16 protein-coding genes and 1 tRNA gene are annotated in these 14,760 nt (G+C 55.0%); 9 read left to right on the plus strand and 8 right to left on the minus strand.

The annotated features are described in order from the left end of the window. Positions 1-43 precede the first annotated feature (43 nt). The 3 genes from LH23_RS09340 (at position 44) to LH23_RS09350 (ending at position 3,008) form a co-directional block, all read left to right on the plus strand. Positions 44-1,219 (plus strand): MFS transporter, encoded by a 1,176-nt coding sequence (locus tag LH23_RS09340; RefSeq protein WP_039290471.1) that lies wholly within the window; start codon positions 44-46, stop codon positions 1,217-1,219. 146 nt (positions 1,220-1,365) lie between these two features. After that, positions 1,366-2,169 carry an endonuclease/exonuclease/phosphatase family protein gene (locus LH23_RS09345; RefSeq protein WP_039290472.1) on the plus strand — a complete coding sequence of 268 codons (804 nt, stop codon included), beginning with the start codon at positions 1,366-1,368 and terminating at the stop codon, positions 2,167-2,169. Positions 2,170-2,240: 71 nt separating this feature from the next. Continuing rightward, on the plus strand, positions 2,241-3,008 hold the full coding sequence (locus LH23_RS09350) for a class I SAM-dependent methyltransferase (RefSeq protein ID WP_039290474.1): 768 nt from the start codon (positions 2,241-2,243) through the stop codon (positions 3,006-3,008). A 46-nt stretch (positions 3,009-3,054) separates the two neighbouring features. On the opposite strand, the gene mltD is transcribed toward LH23_RS09350, so the two are convergent. Further along, positions 3,055-4,425, minus strand: a complete 1,371-nt coding sequence (gene mltD / locus LH23_RS09355) for a murein transglycosylase D (protein WP_039290477.1) — start codon at positions 4,423-4,425, stop codon at positions 3,055-3,057. 70 nt (positions 4,426-4,495) lie between these two features. Continuing rightward, a complete protein-coding gene (gene gloB, locus LH23_RS09360) occupies positions 4,496-5,251 on the minus strand; it encodes a hydroxyacylglutathione hydrolase (RefSeq protein WP_039290480.1) in 756 nt (251 codons plus the stop codon). A gap of 35 nt (positions 5,252-5,286) precedes the next feature. On the opposite strand from gloB, the gene LH23_RS09365 reads away from it, so the two are divergent. Next, complete coding sequence (locus tag LH23_RS09365) at positions 5,287-6,051, plus strand: class I SAM-dependent methyltransferase (protein ID WP_039290483.1); 765 nt, start codon at positions 5,287-5,289, stop codon at positions 6,049-6,051. Here the strand turns inward: LH23_RS09365 and rnhA are convergent. Next, positions 6,005-6,481 carry a ribonuclease HI gene (rnhA, locus tag LH23_RS09370; protein ID WP_039290486.1) on the minus strand — a complete coding sequence of 159 codons (477 nt, stop codon included), beginning with the start codon at positions 6,479-6,481 and terminating at the stop codon, positions 6,005-6,007. The two genes, LH23_RS09365 and rnhA, sit on opposite strands and share 47 nt — an antisense overlap. Before the next feature lie 66 nt (positions 6,482-6,547). Between rnhA and dnaQ the strand changes: the two genes are divergently transcribed. Then, on the plus strand, positions 6,548-7,279 hold the full coding sequence (dnaQ, locus tag LH23_RS09375) for a DNA polymerase III subunit epsilon (RefSeq protein ID WP_039290488.1): 732 nt from the start codon (positions 6,548-6,550) through the stop codon (positions 7,277-7,279). A 134-nt stretch (positions 7,280-7,413) separates the two neighbouring features. Then, positions 7,414-7,490: transfer RNA gene (locus tag LH23_RS09380), tRNA-Asp, on the plus strand. Positions 7,491-7,603: 113 nt separating this feature from the next. Here LH23_RS09380 and LH23_RS09385 read toward each other — a convergent pair. Both LH23_RS09385 and LH23_RS09390 read right to left on the minus strand, forming a co-directional pair. Next, positions 7,604-8,527, minus strand: coding sequence for a DMT family transporter (locus tag LH23_RS09385; RefSeq protein ID WP_039290491.1), 924 nt, complete (start codon positions 8,525-8,527; stop codon positions 7,604-7,606). Positions 8,528-8,674: 147 nt separating this feature from the next. Then, positions 8,675-10,168, minus strand: coding sequence for an NCS1 family nucleobase:cation symporter-1 (locus LH23_RS09390; protein ID WP_039290494.1), 1,494 nt, complete (start codon positions 10,166-10,168; stop codon positions 8,675-8,677). 143 nt (positions 10,169-10,311) lie between these two features. Here LH23_RS09390 and LH23_RS09395 point away from each other — a divergent pair, with 143 nt between their 5' ends. From LH23_RS09395 to puuE, 3 genes are read left to right on the plus strand one after another with little or no spacing between them, the layout of a single operon-like run. Beyond that, complete coding sequence (locus LH23_RS09395) at positions 10,312-11,025, plus strand: GntR family transcriptional regulator (protein WP_039290496.1); 714 nt, start codon at positions 10,312-10,314, stop codon at positions 11,023-11,025. A 2-nt stretch (positions 11,026-11,027) separates the two neighbouring features. Further along, positions 11,028-11,765 (plus strand): allantoin racemase, encoded by a 738-nt coding sequence (hpxA, locus tag LH23_RS09400; RefSeq protein WP_039290499.1) that lies wholly within the window; start codon positions 11,028-11,030, stop codon positions 11,763-11,765. A gap of 17 nt (positions 11,766-11,782) precedes the next feature. Beyond that, positions 11,783-12,739: an allantoinase PuuE gene (gene puuE / locus LH23_RS09405; RefSeq protein WP_039290502.1), complete on the plus strand. Its 957-nt coding sequence runs from the start codon at positions 11,783-11,785 to the stop codon at positions 12,737-12,739. Between the two features lie 65 nt (positions 12,740-12,804). Here puuE and hpxZ read toward each other — a convergent pair whose 3' ends face one another. The 3 genes from hpxZ to hpxX are packed head-to-tail and all read right to left on the minus strand — an operon-like array spanning position 12,805 to position 14,750. After that, on the minus strand, positions 12,805-13,188 hold the full coding sequence (hpxZ, locus tag LH23_RS09410; protein ID WP_008457285.1) for an oxalurate catabolism protein HpxZ: 384 nt from the start codon (positions 13,186-13,188) through the stop codon (positions 12,805-12,807). After that, on the minus strand, positions 13,189-14,565 hold the full coding sequence (locus LH23_RS09415) for an AtzE family amidohydrolase (protein ID WP_039290506.1): 1,377 nt from the start codon (positions 14,563-14,565) through the stop codon (positions 13,189-13,191). After that, positions 14,562-14,750 carry an oxalurate catabolism protein HpxX gene (gene hpxX, locus LH23_RS09420; protein ID WP_039290509.1) on the minus strand — a complete coding sequence of 63 codons (189 nt, stop codon included), beginning with the start codon at positions 14,748-14,750 and terminating at the stop codon, positions 14,562-14,564. Before hpxX ends, LH23_RS09415 begins: the two co-directional genes overlap by 4 nt. Positions 14,751-14,760 lie beyond the last annotated feature (10 nt).

The raw sequence follows: 14,760 nt of genomic DNA on the forward strand, positions 1-14,760 counted from the left end.
CCATACTGCGTGTCATCAAAAGACACCTGTTATGGAGTAAATTATGCCTCTGGCGCTTCTCGCACTGACAATCAGTGCGTTCGCAATCGGTACCACCGAATTTGTGATTGTCGGGCTTGTACCGACCATTGCTGAGCAGCTCGCTATCTCTGTGCCGTCGGCAGGATTGCTGGTTTCTATCTATGCCCTGGGCGTAGCAATTGGCGCGCCTGTTCTCACAGCTTTAACGGGCAAACTTCCGCGTAAACAGCTGCTGATCGGGCTTATGGCGCTGTTCACCGTGGGTAACGTCATCGCCTGGCTATCGCCTAATTACGAGACTCTGGTTGTGGCACGTCTGCTAACTGGTCTGGCACACGGCGTGTTTTTCTCTATTGGCTCAACGATTGCCACAAGCCTTGTGCCTAAAGAGAAAGCAGCTTCGGCCATTGCCATTATGTTTGGTGGCCTGACGGTAGCGTTGGTGACCGGCGTGCCATTAGGAACGTTCATCGGGCAGCATTTCGGCTGGCGTGAAACCTTCCTCGCGGTTTCTGCTATTGGCGTGATCGCGTTAATCAGCAGCATGATCCTTATCCCGAAAGATATTCCTAACCGTGCGGTGGCGGGAATAAAAGAACAATTACAGGTATTAACACATCCACGTCTGGTGCTGATCTATCTGGTTACCGCTCTCGGCTACGGTGGCGTGTTTACCGCCTTCACTTTCCTTGCTCCAATGATGCAGGATCTGGCCGGCTTCTCACCTTCTGCAGTTAGCTGGATCCTTCTAGGTTATGGTGTATCGGTGGCTATCGGTAACATCTGGGGGGGAAAACTGGCGGATCGTCACGGTGCCGTACCGGCTCTGAAGTTTATCTTTGCCGCTTTGGCCGCGTTACTTCTGGTCTTCCAGTTCACCGCGCATTCGCATGTTGCTGCCTTGCTGACGATTTTGGTGATGGGTGTTTTTGCTTTCGGCAATGTGCCGGGATTACAGGTTTATGTTGTCCAAAAAGCTGAGCAATACACCCCAAATGCGGTAGATGTTGCCTCCGGGCTCAACATTGCGGCATTTAACGTAGGGATTGCCCTGGGCTCGATTATTGGTGGGCAGACTGTACAGAACTTCGGCCTGGCACAAACGCCATGGATTGGTGCTGTGATTGTTGTCCTGGCGTTGTTGCTGATTGGCTTAAGTGGCCGACTCGATAAGCAATCGCGGGTTGCTATCAGTTAAGTTTTACCTTTCCGGGGCGTGACTGTTTACGCTCCGGGAAGGCAATGGTTTGTAATGGTCGTTGAAAGTCTGCGCTAAAGTCCCTATAACTGAAAGATAGCCTGCGAACTGCAGGCAAGTTGAGTTACAGAGGTCGTTAGCCAAACGTGCACAAGAATACCTATGCCATGCGATATGTAGCCGGACAGCCAGCAGAGCGCATTCTGCCTCCTGGTTCGTTTGCGACTATCGGTCAGGCATTACCCCCCGGTGAACCTTTACCCGGTCAGGACACAATACGTGTTCTGGTGTGGAATATCTTTAAGCAGCAGCGAGCCGACTGGCTTTCGGTGCTGCAAACCTTCGGCAAAGATGCACACCTGATGTTGTTACAGGAAGCGCAAACGACGCCCGAACTGGTCAGGTTTGCGACCACTAACTATCTGGCTGCCGATCAGGTCCCTGCTTTTGTTTTACCCCAGCATCCCTCGGGCGTAATGACGCTGTCTGCTGCTCATCCGGTTTATTGCTGCCCGCTGCGCGAACGTGAGCCGATCCTACGCTTGTCTAAATCAGCCTTGGTCACGGTCTACCCGCTGCCTGACGGGCGTATGTTGATGGTAATTAATATCCACGCCGTCAATTTTAGCCTCGGTGTTGATGTCTACAGCAAGCAACTGGGGCCTATTGGAGACCAGATCGGGCATCACAATGGGCCGGTGATCATGGCCGGTGATTTCAATGCCTGGAGCCGCCCGCGTATGAATGCACTCTTCCGTTTTGCCCGCGAGATGACGCTCAGGGAAGTCCGCTTTACTGACGACCACCGCCGCCGGGCGTTTGGTCGTCCTCTCGATTTCGTGTTCTATCGTGGCCTGAACGTCACCGAAGCTTCGGTGCTGGTGACCCGTGCATCAGACCATAATCCGCTACTAGTTGAATTCCGTCCCGGCAAGCCTGAGCTGAAATAAGGTTCGTCAGGTCTGCCGTTGGGCAGACCTGTGCGCTGCCCTTTTTCTCACTTAACCGCAAGGACATAACGATGACAACGCAATCCCATCACGACAAAGTTGGCCAGCAGTTTGGATCTCAGGCCAGCGCCTATTTAACCAGTACGGTTCATGCTTCCGGGCGCGATCTGGAGCGGCTTAGCGCAAGGCTGAATGACTTCCCGCATGCCACGCTCCTGGATATGGGATGTGGAGCAGGGCACGCCAGTTTTATTGCCGCGGCTAAAGTGAAATCGGTGGTGGCTTATGATCTGTCCGAGCAGATGCTGACGGTCGTTGCTGAGGCGGCAACAACGCGTGGAATAGCGAATATCGCGACGCGTCAGGGATATGCGGAATCATTGCCGTTTGACGACGCTACTTTTGACGTGGTGATCAGTCGCTATTCAGCACATCACTGGCACGATGTCGGCCAGGCGCTGCGTGAAGTAAAGCGCGTGCTTAAGCCTGGTGGTATTGCCATCTTTATGGATGTGACCTCGCCAGGCCATCCGGTGAAGGATATCTGGCTGCAAACGGTCGAGGCCCTGCGTGATACCTCGCATGTGCGTAACTATTCCAGCGGAGAGTGGCTTAGCCTGTTCAATGATGCGGGCCTGGTCACGCACAGTGTGTTGTGCGACAGGTTGAATCTGGAGTTTACCAGCTGGATCGCCAGAATGCGCACGCCGATAGTGTTATCGGACGCGATCCGCGCCTATCAAAAAAGTGCCTCGGACGAGGTGAAGCAATACTTTGAATTACAGCGGGATGGATCGTTCACCAGCGATATCATCATGCTGGAAGCGCGAAAGGCGTGACGTAAAAAAGAAAAGGCACCGTAAGGTGCCTTTTTTGTTCTGGCTATCAGGTATCCGGAGAGTTGTTGCCGCTGACAAACAGCGTCAAACGGTCACCCGGTTTCAGGTCATCGGTACCGCTGTTCCAGCGCATCACATCTTTGATGTTCACGCCGTGGCGTTTAGCAATACTCGATAACGAGTCGCCTTTGCGCACCTGATAAGTGATGCTGCTGTTATCGGCCAGCTGCGTTGAGCTACTTTTCACGCTGAGCGTCTGCCCAACTTTAAGGTGAGCACCGCGCAGGTTATTCCAGCTCTGCAAATCCTTAGCGTTCACACCGAGGCGTGAAGCAATGCTGGACAGAGTATCCCCTGAACGCACTTTATAAGATTTGTTGCCGCCCGCGTTGAGGCGGTTATCCGCCACCAGCGTTGGCTGTAAAGCATCGATCTCACCAGAAGCCAGAGAGGCTTTCAGCTGATCGGCATGCTTCTTCGGCACCATCACATAGCGCTGATTTTTTCCAACGGTAGTGCTTTTCACGCCGGCGTTGAAGGTCTTCAGGTTGGTGAGCGACATGCCAGCCATTTCGGCGACCTGCGTTAACTCAACCGGATTGCTCACTTCAACACGCGCCAGCGCGCGGCTTTCATCCGTTGTCGGCAGACGTACGCCGTACTTCTGACTGTTTTTGAGTATGTCACTCAACGCCAGCATTTTCGGTACGTAGATCTTTGTTTCACGCGGCAAAGCCAGCGACCAGAAATCGGTAGGTTTACCCCGCGATTTGTTCGCTTTAATGGCGTTTAACACACGGCCTTCACCGCTGTTATACGCCGCCACGGTCAACAACCAGTCACCGTCAAACATCTTGTTCAAACGCTGCATCATGTCCAGTGCTGCGGTGGTGGAAGCCACTACATCACGGCGTGCATCGTACGCTTTGGTCTGCTTCAGACCGTAATTGCGCCCCGTACTTGGAATAATCTGCCAAATGCCTGCGGCATTCGCGCTAGACGTCGCGTGGGGGTCAAAAGCGCTCTCCACTATGGGTAGTAGTACTAGTTCCATTGGCATGTTGCGTTTCTTAACTTGCCCGGCAATCCAGTACATATACGGCTCTGCCCGTAATGTTACATCGTGGAGATAGCTCTTATTACTCAGGTACTTCTGTTTCTGTTCGCGGATACGGACGTTTTCCGGTATCCCCATCTTTAGCTCGTTGCCGATGAAGTTCCACAGGTTTTGATCTTGCGCGAGGAAGGTTCCATCATCCATCCATCGCGCGGAGGTCGCTCGACCCGTGTACTTTCCTGCTTCACCTTGACCAGCTGCAGACAGACTCTGTGCGTGCTGTTGAATGTTGGCATCATGCTTTGACGCCTGGCACCCGACAAGCAAGACAGAGGCGAGTAGTATCGCTTTTGCCTTCATGTGTGTGTCAATGGTTGCTTAAAAGACGAGCGATGATACCGTCGCCTTTTCGACAACACAACCAGAATATTCAGAAGCTGTCCTTCTTTGTCCTTAACCAGGCGAATATCTCCTGGGGTTGTTGCAAGTTTGTTTCTTTTTTGATTTTTTCTTTTAAAACAGTATCTTCAGTGCGTAAAAAAATATTTATTTCGCGTTCAGTTTGCAAAGAAGACGGCAAGGTTGAATGATTTTTTGCGCGTAACTCCTTAACTTTCCGATAGTATCCTCCTAAATGCTCATCATGGGGTAGAATACTTAAGGCAAATTTTATGTTTGATTCCGTATACTCATGTGCGCAACAAATCAGTGTATCGGCAGGTAGTTCATTAAGCTTTTGAAATGAATTAAACATTTGTTCTGCTGTGCCTTCAAAAAGCCTTCCGCAGCCGCCTGAAAACATTGTGTCGCCGCAAAATAGATAAGGAAAACTAAAAACAGAGATATGTCCTAAAGTGTGACCAGGTGTTGCTATCACGCGAAATTCACGCCCAAGCAGGCTAAACTTATTCCCTTCGCCCACGATCTGAGTGGCACCTTTCTGCCGGGTTTCCTCCGGGCCGTAGACCTCAATTTTCGGATATTTGTCCTTTAATTGCTGAACGCCGCCCACGTGATCGGCATGATGATGGGTCAGCAGAATGGCCTCCGGCTGCCAGCCGTTTTCCTCTATAGCTTTCAAGACCGGTGCGGCGTCGCCCGGATCAACGATCACACATTTTCCCTGCTCGTTATTAAGCACCCAGATGTAGTTATCCTGGAAGGCACGAATACTGTTAAGATTCATAGTTCAACCTCTCTATAGCCATTAAGAAGGTAGTGATGAAACCGGCAAGGATACCTGAGATTATCACTTCCCCCTATCATTGGGCGCAGCTGCGATGGGGAGAACACTATCGGAACGCACTCGAAGAGCAGCTCCGCCCGTGGCTGGCAAAAATGTTCGGCTTTCACTTATTGAAAATCGGCAACCTGAGTGCGGAAGTGAACACTGAAGCCTGCGCGATTTCGCATCAGGTTAATGTGGCCCAGCAGGGTGAACATCTACAGGTTAATGCCGATCCTCTGCACTTGCCGTTTGCGGCGAAGTCGGTGGATGCTTGCCTGTTGGCACACACCTTGCCGTGGTGCCCGGATCCCCACCGCTTGCTGCGGGAAGTGGATCGTGTCCTGATCGACGACGGCTGGATCGTGCTCAGCAGTTTTAATCCCATTAGCTTGCTGGGGCTGGGCAAAACGGTCCCGTTCCTGCGTAAGCGTGCGCCTTATAATAGCCGAATGTTTACCCCAATGAGGCAGCAAGACTGGCTATCGTTACTGAATTTTGAAGTGATGTACCGGCGCAGTTTTCAGGTGCTACCCTGGCATAAGCAAGGGGGACGTTTGCTGAGTACGCATCTGCCGGCGCTGGGCTGTATGCACGTTATCGTGGCGCGGAAACGTACGTTGCCACTAACGCTAAACCCAATGAAGAGCCGCAAAGCGAAAAATCAGATTCGCTCGGCGGTAGGAGCCACGCGGCAGTACCGCGAAGCTGTTGTTAAGGTGCCGCCGCATCCGGCTGATACCCCACATCCTCATGAGTAGGGCGAGAGGCCGCGTTGCGTGCCAGCTCGTCACATCGCTCATTTTCCGGGTGGCCCGCATGCCCTTTGACCCATTCCCACTTAATCTGATGGTGGCTTAAGGCGGCATCCAGGCGCTTCCATAAATCGACGTTTTTCACCGGCTTTTTATCCGCCGTCTTCCAGCCACGTTTTTTCCAGTTGTGGATCCACTGGGTAATGCCCTGGCGGACGTACTGGCTGTCGGTGCTGAGGACCACATCGCAGGGTTCGATCAGCGCCTCAAGCGCGACGATAGCGGCCATCATCTCCATGCGGTTATTGGTGGTGAGGCGAAACCCTTCGCTGAAGATTTTCTCGTGCTGCTTGTACCGCAAAATCGCACCGAAACCGCCCGGCCCTGGATTTCCCAGGCAGGAGCCATCGGTGAAAACTTCTACCTGTTTACGCATCTCTGGTAGACTTCCTGTGATGAAAACGTCAAGTCTGACACAAACGAGCGCGATGAGCACAGCTATATGATTTCTACCCCCACCAGACAAATAGTCCTCGATACCGAAACCACCGGTATGAACCAGATCGGTGCTCATTATGAAGGGCATCGGATTATCGAGATCGGTGCGGTTGAAGTGATCAACCGCCGCCTGACGGGCAACAACTTCCACGTCTACCTCAAGCCCGACCGGCTGGTGGACCCTGAAGCTTTTGGCGTTCACGGTATTGCGGACGAATTCCTGGCGGATAAGCCGACCTTCGATCAGGTTGCAGACTCGTTCCTCGACTATATTCGCGGCGCCGAGCTGGTCATTCATAACGCCTCGTTTGATATCGGCTTTATGGACTACGAGTTCAGCAAGCTGCGGCGCGACATTCCCAAAACGGACACCTTCTGCAAGGTCACCGACAGCCTGGCAATGGCCCGCAAGATGTTCCCGGGCAAGCGAAACAGCCTCGATGCGCTCTGCTCACGCTATGAAATAGATAACAGCAAACGTACGCTGCACGGCGCATTGCTCGATGCCCAAATCCTGGCCGACGTTTATCTGATGATGACCGGCGGGCAAACGTCACTCAAATTCTCTATGGAAGGTGATGTGCAGCAGCAGCAGGGTAGCGGCGGTATTCAGCGTGTGGTGCGTCGTGCATCAGGCATGCGGGTGATCCACGCCAGTGATGAAGAACTGGTGGCCCATGAATCCCGTCTTGATTTGGTGCAGAAGAAAGGCGGCAGCTGTCTCTGGCGCAGCTAAAAATAGCCAAAATGAGTTAAAAATCGCCACTCAGGTGATTTTTGCGGCAAACGGTTAATTTTATGATAAAAAGCGTTGACGGTTATCGGGGCAATCCGTAATATCCGCTTCGTTCCCGACGGGGAACAAAACGCGGAGCGGTAGTTCAGTCGGTTAGAATACCTGCCTGTCACGCAGGGGGTCGCGGGTTCGAGTCCCGTCCGTTCCGCCACAATTCAGAAGGCCTGAGTCAGCAATGACTCAGGCCTTCGTCGTTTCTGCCTTTCGTAAAAATTCGCCGCTATCCCCGCGCAGTCATAGCGCGAGGATGGGGTGACGTTCTCCCTAGTGCCTGCTGGCCAACGCCACGCCGATCAAAATAGTCGCAATCCCGATGATATGGAAAAGATGCAGCGTTTCGCCGAGAAACACCAGCGACAGCACCACGCCAAAGACGGGAATCAGGTGAATGCTAAGCCCGGCGCGCGCGGCTCCGACGGCCTCCACACAGCGTCCGTACAGCAGGTAGGAAACAAAAGAGGGGAATGCACCGAGGAACACGACCGCTGAAATCGTCATGGAATTCCAGTGCGGCACAGCCCCGGTGCTCATTTCATGCAGCCACAGCGGCAGCGTCACCACCAGCGCGATAGCCACCTGAACGCCCAGCAGCCCCATGCGGCTAATATCGGAAGGGATTTTTCGGATCCACAGCGTATACAGCGCAAAGCAGGCCATGGCCGCCAGCAGCATCAGGTCACCCGACGAAAACGCCATTTGCAGCAGCCCGTGAATATCGCCCTTAAAGATAATAAACAGCACGCCACAGCAGGAAATGGCCAGGCCTACCACCTGCTTAACGCTGAGTTTGTGGCCAAAGAACAGCGCGCCAAACAGCATAATCAGCACCGGTATACAGGAGTTAAGCAACAGCGCGTTGGTACTCGAAGTGTGGTGCAGGCCGATATACACCAGCAGGCTAAAGCAGACGATCCCCGTCACCGACACCGCGACAATCCAGCCCAGATACTCCCGATAGCGACGAAAGTCCCTTTTTATATAAGGCAGCGCAAACGGCAGAATCACAATCAGCGCCACCAGCCAGCGCATAAAGGTGAGCCCCACCGGAGGAATATCGTTGCGAACGGCTTTGCCGACGATGTAATTGCACGCCCAAAGCAGCGGCGGGATGGTGAACAGGAGCAAAACATACCAGGCCGAGGGCTTATGGGGGGCAGCCTCAGTGGCCGACTTCTTACTGCTGAGCAAGGGACTCTCCTTTGACACGGAATTTTGCTGGAAAGGGCGAAGGGAGAATATATTACTCGCTGTCGGGCCAGCCGTCGTCGTGGAGAAGAAAAAGAGTATGTCTGAACATTAAAGGGCCTGAACCCGTGTGGGCCCAGGCATCAAGGTTTACTCTTTGGAGGTGGCTACGCGGCCAGCAAAACCGGCAGCAACGCCGACCTTTTCACTACGCGCCAGCCAGCGGTAGCAGCTCAGGCCGAGGAAGACGCCGATAAACCAGCTGAAGTTGGCGACTTCATGCAGCGAAGGAATAAAGCTGATGGTCAGGCAGACGGCAACCGAAGGTACCAGGGCGATAATCGCTTTCGGGTTAAAGCCGTTGCTGTACCAGTAGCGGCCTTTCGGCGTGTCGTTAAACAGATCGTCGACGTGAATTTTACCGCCTTTCACCAGGTAGAAGTCCGCCAGCAGGATGCCGAACAGCGGCCCAATGAACGAGCCCAGCACATCCAGCGTGTAGTGGATCAGCTCCGGGGACTGGAACAGGTTCCACGGCGTCAGCAGCACAGAACCCACCGCGGCGATCATTCCGCCTGCACGGAAACTGATCTTCTGAGGCGAGCAGTTAGAGAAGTCGAACGCCGGAGAAACAAAGTTCGCCACGATATTGATCCCGATAGTCGCGGTGATCATCGTCAACAGGCCAATCGCCATCGCGAGGCTGTTACCGATATGGCTCACGGTTTCGATCGGGTCAGTGATCATCTTGCCGAACAGCGACTGAGTACCGGACACAATCACCACGGTCACAATAGAGAACAGCAGGAAGTTAAACGGCAGGCCCCAGCGGTTGCCGCGGCGGATCTCATTCATGCTTTTACCGTAGCGAGAGAAGTCGCCAAAGTTCAGCAGCGGGCCGGAGAAGTACGACACCACCAGCGCGGTGGCGGTGATCATCTGCCACACCTGCTCGCCGGAGCTAAGCTGCTTGCTGGCTAAGGTAAAGGAGATGCCATCGAAGCCGGTCTGATACAGGATCCAGCCTGCCAGCGCCATCATCACGATGTATACGGCAGGGCCGGCGATATCAATGAAGCGCTTAATCGCGTTCATCCCATGCCAGAACACCATCGCCTGTAGCACCCACATAATGCCAAAGCAGATCCAGCCGAGCTGAGACAGGCCGAGGAAGCTCACGCCCGTCATTGGGGCAAGCGTTGGCCAGAACTTCAACAGCACCAGCATTAAGGCGTTAGCGGCCAGGTAAGTTTGTATCCCGTACCAGGCGAAGGCGATAAGCCCGCGGATCACCGCCGGAATATTCGCGCCGAAGACGCCGAAAGCCTGGCGGCAAATTACCGCGTAAGGCACGCCCGCCATCTGGCTGGGTTTAGCGACCAGGTTGGCACAAAACTGCACGATGCAAATCCCTGCCAGCAGGCAGATCAGCACCTGCCAGCTGGCAAGCCCGAGCGTAAAGAAGCTGGCTGCCACCACATAGCCGCCCATGCTGTGTACATCAGACATCCAAAACGAAAAAATATTATACCAGGACCAAGTCTGGTGGCGGGTTGGGGCCAGGTCATCGTTGCACAGGCGCGGGCTGTAGCCGGCGTTGGCACTCTCTTTCATGGCTGTTGCGTTGTTCTCTATACCTGGCATGGGATCTGCTCCTATAAAAACAGAAGATGGATTACGTCTGCCATAGGTATTGCAGGAACCAGGCCAGGTTTGCATTTCTTGTATTCAATTATCAATGATATTGTATACAAATAAAGGGTGCCTGGTGCTAACAGGAGAGGTGAATGAAACGTGATTTCGGGGTGACAGCCCCAGCAGAACTGCATAATAAAGAAGCCGTTATCTGGCAATCGCTGATGACGGCGATGGTCGAACACCAGCTGCCGCCGGGCAGCAAACTGCCGGAAGAAGCGCTGGCGGACGTTTTTGGCATCAGCCGAACTGGGATCCGTAAAGTCTTAACGCGCCTCGCAACGGTGCAAATGATCACCATGCTGCCCGGGCGTGGTGCATTTGTGGCGATGCCGGACGTCGAAGAATCAAAAGCGATCTTCCAGACGCGCTCCGTTCTCGAATGCGCCAACCTGCCTCATGTACTCGAGCATCTTCAGGCTCCGCACCTTGCTGCGCTGCGTAAAATCATCCAGCAGGAAGAAAAGGCGCACCGCGACGGAGACGGGCCGGCGGCAATCCGCCTGTCCGCGGCGTTTCATATTCAACTGCAGGCTATTTCCGGCAACGCCGTGCTGACGGAAATGGTCACCAGTTTGACGCACCGCTCCTCGCTGGTGATCGCTGCCTGGGGCGCGCCGTGGCAGCGGGGCTGCCGCTGTGACGATCATGAACACCTTATTGATCTGCTGCGTAAAAAAGACATTGAGCCGCTGACCCTGGCGATGAAGCACCACTTCGATCACATCGTTTCCAGCCTGCATTTTGAGCGCAGCGGTGAAACCACCCCAGACTTCGCCCGCCTCTTTGGCACCCGACAGGAATAACCATGCCACAGCCTATTATTCAAGTGATCAACCCTAACACCAGCCTGGCGATGACGCACACCATTGCAGAAGCCGCGCGTAGCGTTGCCGCTCCCGGTACGCAAATCCTCGCGACTTGCCCGGAGCAGGGTGTGGAGTCAATCGAAGGGCACTTTGATGAAGCCATTGCGGCCATCGGCGTGCTGGAACAAATTCAGCAGGGCAAAGCGCAGGGCGCGAACGGGCACGTCATCGCCTGCTTTGGCGACCCTGGTCTGCTGGCGGCGCGCGAGATAGCCAGCGGGCCGGTGATTGGTATTGCCGAAGCGGCCATGCATATGGCCACGATGGTCGCCACCCGCTTCTCTATTGTCACCACGCTGCCACGCACGGTTATCATCGCCCGCCATTTGCTGCAGCAATACGGCTTCGAGCATCACTGCGCGGCGCTGCATGCCATCGATCTGCCCGTGCTGGCGCTGGAAGACGGCACCGGGCTGGCTCAACGCATGGTGCGTGAGCGCTGCATTCAGGCCAAAAAAGAAGACAATAGCGGGGCAATCGTGCTGGGCTGCGGCGGCATGGCAAACCTGGCGAAAGAGCTGACTGAAGAGATTGGCATCCCGGTTATCGACGGCGTCACCGCGGCGGTGAAACTGGTGGAGTCGCTGGTTGCGCTGGGCATCGGCACCAGCAAATTTGGCGATCTCGCTTATCCGAATAAAAAGCCGCTTTCCGGCTCTTTTGCTCGCCTGGGTTAAGGTTACAGAGGCCATCTATGACGGAAGAACAAAAGCGTAATCGCTACCCTTTTACCGAAAACTATCCGCGCGATCTCGCCGGTTATGCGGGAAATCCTCCCCATGCGCAGTGGCCGAACGGCGCGCGTATTGCGGTTCAGTTTGTCCTGAACTTTGAAGAAGGGGCGGAAAACAACGTGCTGCACGGCGACAGCGGCTCGGAACAATTTCTCTCCGACATCATCGGGGCGGCCAGTTTCCCCGATCGCCATATGTCGATGGATTCCCTGTACGAATACGGCTCCCGGTCAGGATTCTGGCGTATCCACAATGAATTTCAGAAGCGCGGTCTGCCTCTGACGGTGTTTGGCGTCGCCATGGCCCTGGCCCGCAACCCGGAGATTGTGGACGCGATCAAAGCCGCCGATTACGACGTGGTCAGCCACGGCTGGCGCTGGATTCATTATCAGAATATGGACGTTGCCACCGAGCGCCAGCACCTGCACCAGGCGATGGAAATCCTTGAAGATCTGTTTGGCTCCCGCCCGCTGGGCTGGTACACCGGGCGCGACAGCCCCAATACCCGCAGGCTGGTGGTTGAGCACGGCGGTATCCTGTACGACAGCGATTACTACGGCGACGATCTGCCTTTCTGGAGCAAAGTAGCCTGCGAAGACGGCAGCACCAAACCCCATCTGATCGTGCCGTATACGCTGGATACCAATGACATGCGCTTCGCCACCGCGCAGGGGTTCAATACCGCTGAGCAGTTCTATACCTACCTGAAAGACAGTTTCGACGTGCTGTATGAAGAAGGCGACACGGCACCGAAGATGATGTCCATCGGTATGCACTGCCGTCTGTTAGGGCGACCAGGCCGGTTCCGGGCGCTGCAGCGTTTTCTGGATTACGTGCAGCAACATGAAGGGGTGTGGATTTGCAGAAGACAGGACATTGCCGAGCATTGGGTGAAGACACATCCGTATATTGAGTAATACTTTTTGCTATCAGGATGTTATCCCCTCTCCCTTTCGGGGAGAGGGCCAGGGTGAGGGGGAAATCACCCCATTAAACTCACATGCGCCGCCACAATCTTCCAGCCTGACGCAAACCGGACCCAGGTCTGCATCTGGCGGCCAATCTTATCGCTGCCTTCCCGCGTAAACTCTGTGCTTGCCACTGCCAGATCGTCGCTAAATGTTGTAATGACGGTGTTTCTCAGCTGGCGATCCAGCCCCTTCGGCGAACGCCCGTTGCGGAAAGCGCGGATCTGCTCAATGCCATACAGGTTTTCCGTCGCGCCAAAACGCACGGTGCGAGCATCCTCCCAGAACAGCTCATCCAGAACGGCGACGTCGTTGGTAATCAGCGCCTGCTCATAGCGATAAAATGCCGCAGTGACTTCATTTAAAACGGCCGGGCGGTCGATATTATCTCGCATCATTTAACTTACCTTCGTCTGTAAAATACCCTGAGATTCCAGGCGGCGAGCGGCCTGCAAACATACGTCTTCCCGCCACGGTGCGGCAATTAATTGCACGCCAATTGGTAAACCGCTGGCCGCGATCAGCGGGGCGCTGACAACCGGCAGCCCGAGGAAAGAGATCGGCTGTGTCAGGATCCCCATACTGGCTTTGACCGGGATCTCCTGCCCGTTGATGTGCATGGTCTGCTGGCCGATAAGCGTGGCGCTGCAGGGCGTGGCGGGCGCAATAAGCAGATCAAAATGGTCAAACAGCGGCAGCGTGCGATCGCGGAACCAAGCCCGGAAGCGCTGTGCCTGCGTATACCAGGCCGACGGCGTCATGGCCCCGGCCAGCAGGCGTTCGCGCGAGTTAGGTTCGAAGCGTTCAGGGCTGGCTCGCAGCGCAGGCAAGTACTGATTTCCCCCTTCGGCGGCGGTCAGCAAAAAAGCCGCCGAACGGGCGAGTTCAGCCTCTGGCATAGAAACTTTTTCCGTGGCCAGGAGCGCTTTGGCCACCCGGCTGATGGCCTCTTTGGCATCCGCATCACACCAGTTTTCAAAGAAACCATCCAGCATCGCCACGCGAAGCGGCGTATCACGCTCAAGCGCTGTGCAAACCGGCTCAATGGCGCGTGAGGCCTGAAAAGGATCGCTGCCGTCATAGCCTTGCAGCACATCGTAAACCGCCGCGACATCCTCCACGCTGCGAGCCAGCGGGCCGATATGGTCGAGGCTCGCGACAAAAGGATGGCTGCCGCCGCGCGACAGGCGACCAAAAGTTGGCTTCAGGCCAACAAGTCCGCAGAGTGACGACGGGACACGGATCGAGCCGTTGGTGTCGGTGCCTAGGGTGAAATTCACCATGCCAGCTGCCACCGCCGCCGCTGAGCCACCGGACGAACCGCCAGCAATACGCGAGAGATCGTGCGGGTTTTTGGTGGCTCCGTAATAACTGTTTTCCGTGGTAAAGCCGTAGGCATAGGCATCCATATTCAACGCCCCGCTTAGCATTCCCCCCGCTTTTTGTAGCTGCGTAATGGCGAAAGCATCATCGGATGCTGCCGGTTGTCCGGCAAACAGCTCCGCGCCTGAAAGGGTTGTTACCCCCTTAATATCGAAAAGATTTTTTACTGCGTAAGGCACACCCGCCAGCGCAGGCAAAGGGCTGCCGCTGGCAATAAGCTGGTCAACCGAGGCGGCCTCTGCCAGCAGACGGCTCTGAGTGACTTCGGTAAAAGCGTTTAGCTGCGGGTTTCGCTGTTCAATCTTTGCCAGCGTTTGCTGGGCCAGTTCGGTAGCTGAAAAATCTTTGTCCCGCAGCCCCTGCTGGATCTGGCGGATAGAAAGGGCGGTCATAATGTATAGACTCCGGCGCTTTCCTGGCGGTCGGCAAGCGGGAAGGCCATCAGCGGTTCAGCCATCGCCGCAATGCGTGCCAGCTGCAACTCCAGCTCTTTTCGGCGCTCGTCGGTCAGCGGCACGGCGAGCAGTTGCTCCATCAGGGCAATGTAGTGCTGCCAGTCAAAAGAAGATTGGTTCATTCGCATTTTC

Origin of the sequence: Cedecea neteri (assembly GCF_000758305.1) — a bacterium.
Taxonomy (GTDB): domain Bacteria; phylum Pseudomonadota; class Gammaproteobacteria; order Enterobacterales; family Enterobacteriaceae; genus Cedecea; species Cedecea neteri_C.

Excerpts from the sequence above, each read along its gene's own strand:
- LH23_RS09395 (WP_039290496.1), top strand. The coding sequence starts at position 10,312 with ATGAAACGTGATTTCGGGGTGACAGCCCCAGCAGAACTGCATAATAAA.
- hpxZ (WP_008457285.1), bottom strand. The coding sequence starts at position 13,188 with ATGATGCGAGATAATATCGACCGCCCGGCCGTTTTAAATGAAGTCACT.
- gloB (WP_039290480.1), bottom strand. The coding sequence starts at position 5,251 with ATGAATCTTAACAGTATTCGTGCCTTCCAGGATAACTACATCTGGGTG.
- hpxA (WP_039290499.1), top strand. The coding sequence starts at position 11,028 with ATGCCACAGCCTATTATTCAAGTGATCAACCCTAACACCAGCCTGGCG.
- LH23_RS09415 (WP_039290506.1), bottom strand. The coding sequence starts at position 14,565 with ATGACCGCCCTTTCTATCCGCCAGATCCAGCAGGGGCTGCGGGACAAA.
- LH23_RS09390 (WP_039290494.1), bottom strand. The coding sequence starts at position 10,168 with ATGCCAGGTATAGAGAACAACGCAACAGCCATGAAAGAGAGTGCCAAC.
- LH23_RS09350 (WP_039290474.1), top strand. The coding sequence starts at position 2,241 with ATGACAACGCAATCCCATCACGACAAAGTTGGCCAGCAGTTTGGATCT.
- rnhA (WP_039290486.1), bottom strand. The coding sequence starts at position 6,481 with ATGCGTAAACAGGTAGAAGTTTTCACCGATGGCTCCTGCCTGGGAAAT.
- hpxX (WP_039290509.1), bottom strand. The coding sequence starts at position 14,750 with ATGAACCAATCTTCTTTTGACTGGCAGCACTACATTGCCCTGATGGAG.
- dnaQ (WP_039290488.1), top strand. The coding sequence starts at position 6,548 with ATGATTTCTACCCCCACCAGACAAATAGTCCTCGATACCGAAACCACC.
- LH23_RS09340 (WP_039290471.1), top strand. The coding sequence starts at position 44 with ATGCCTCTGGCGCTTCTCGCACTGACAATCAGTGCGTTCGCAATCGGT.
- mltD (WP_039290477.1), bottom strand. The coding sequence starts at position 4,425 with ATGAAGGCAAAAGCGATACTACTCGCCTCTGTCTTGCTTGTCGGGTGC.
- puuE (WP_039290502.1), top strand. The coding sequence starts at position 11,783 with ATGACGGAAGAACAAAAGCGTAATCGCTACCCTTTTACCGAAAACTAT.
- LH23_RS09365 (WP_039290483.1), top strand. The coding sequence starts at position 5,287 with ATGAAACCGGCAAGGATACCTGAGATTATCACTTCCCCCTATCATTGG.